At 58.3% G+C, this 1,501-nt stretch carries 3 protein-coding genes; 2 read left to right on the plus strand and 1 reads right to left on the minus strand.

All coding sequences use genetic code 11. From position 1 onward, the window contains the following. The coding region (locus tag L8F97_RS22380; protein WP_242154945.1) for a hypothetical protein at positions 1 to 314 on the plus strand (314 nt) is incomplete at its 5' end. Beyond that, positions 304 to 750, plus strand: a complete 447-nt coding sequence (locus tag L8F97_RS22385) for a hypothetical protein (RefSeq protein WP_242154946.1) — start codon at positions 304 to 306, stop codon at positions 748 to 750. The genes L8F97_RS22380 and L8F97_RS22385, both read left to right, overlap by 11 nt. A 59-nt stretch (positions 751 to 809) precedes the next feature. Here L8F97_RS22385 and L8F97_RS22390 read toward each other — a convergent pair. After that, a partial coding sequence (locus tag L8F97_RS22390; protein ID WP_242154947.1) for a hypothetical protein occupies positions 810 to 1,501 on the minus strand: 692 nt, incomplete at its 5' end.

Genomic DNA, 1,501 nt, shown 5'->3' on the forward strand with positions numbered 1-1,501 from the left:
GTGCCGCAACCCTTATTCAGAATGTATCGGCGAAGCACGACGTCAGCATTGGGCCAATCTACAATGCCGCACTCTTGGCATACGTCACCGCAGCAAAACCAAACGACGATGCGAAATCCGGGAAACATTTTGTTTCAATTGACAACGTGGCCATGGTCCGCAAACTCAATGACCTGCTCCGCGAAGCCGATGAACCAAAAACACGTGTTCGACTGACGGAGGATAGTGCCAGCCTCTATGGCATAGATCCTGGCTCTAAAGACTATCTCATCAAGGCTCTCACCCCTCCCGTCGAGGACGAAAATGGCGCATGAGGCGGGCAACCTCGATCAAGTACTTGTCGCTGCAACACTTGTTGCGGCGAGCCTCGCAGTGCTATTCGTCGTTTGGCAGGCGGATGTTGCTGGAGCGCTCGCGCTTAAACCCAACATCGGTGGTAATGCAAACGACGGTGAGTCGCGGGCGTCTGTGCGATGTGTACTGTTCACGCGATCGATGCCGCTGCTCGCAACCGCGATCGCCACATTCCTGATCTTGCTCCACCAAATCTGTCCGATCCTGGGCGAAGCAGGCCAATGCATGTGGAAGGATTGTCCATTCGACGATGCGAAGGCCCTCGCGGTCGTCAACGTCGTGGTCGTCGGGCTGCTCGCGTTTGGACTGGGGGGTCAGTTCGTCTCGCTCTGCGTCAAATGGCGGCGGCTCGGCGGGTTCACTTGGCTCATCAAAAGGAAACGTAAGGCGGGCTAGCTGTCCGCCGGCCGCGTTGGTCTGGCAGCGCAAGCCCTAACGCTCGAGGGCGGCCGACTTCAATTCGCCGCGCCGTGCCTCAGGAATTGGCCTTCGGCATCGAGGAGGAACGTATAGTGGTCCTTCCTGACCTCGCGTTCAACCTGTTCGGCGGTCATTGCTTCGATGTGGCCGAAGTATCTTCCAAGCAACTGTGTCTTGATCTCGCCAATCAAGTCGGCGTCCCGATCGGCAAACCGAGGACCGGACTCCTCGCGCAACGCTCGGATCATGACTGTCTCCGTAGGTCCCGCCGCGACATCGGTCCTGAACCTCGGTGGGTTCTCCAAGTGCTGGTTTGCAGCCGCGAGCTCGGCGGCAAGCTCTCGGGCCTGAAGCGAGCTGAGAGGGCCGTCGATCGCGTCCAGGATCTGTGAGAGTGCGGACGCCGACGCTCCGGCATCGTTAAGAACTGCGAACACATGCACTTCTTCGATCTGAAGATAGATTGTCCACCCGTCGGTCACCGTGGCGGCGTCGAACCGCCCCTCGTTCAGTATTGAGCCCTCCTCGCGACTCATGACAATCAACGTGCCTACGACCCCGTCGTCCAGCAAAGCTCCTGTATGGTGAGCGCGCGCCACCGCATGGAGGTGGTGAAACAGTTCTCCGCTATAGCGCGCCGCAATCTTCTCATCGCCTTTCCGTCGATCCAGGTGCCACCTGAGAAGACGATCCTTAAAGTGATACTTCAGGAATATCAGCACCAGCC

The organism is Sphingomonas sp. BAUL-RG-20F-R05-02, assembly GCF_022662305.1.
Classification (GTDB): domain Bacteria; phylum Pseudomonadota; class Alphaproteobacteria; order Sphingomonadales; family Sphingomonadaceae; genus Sphingomonas.

Bases quoted from the DNA above. Each gene is read 5' to 3' on its own strand.
- L8F97_RS22385 (WP_242154946.1), top strand. From the start codon at position 304: ATGGCGCATGAGGCGGGCAACCTCGATCAAGTACTTGTCGCTGCAACA.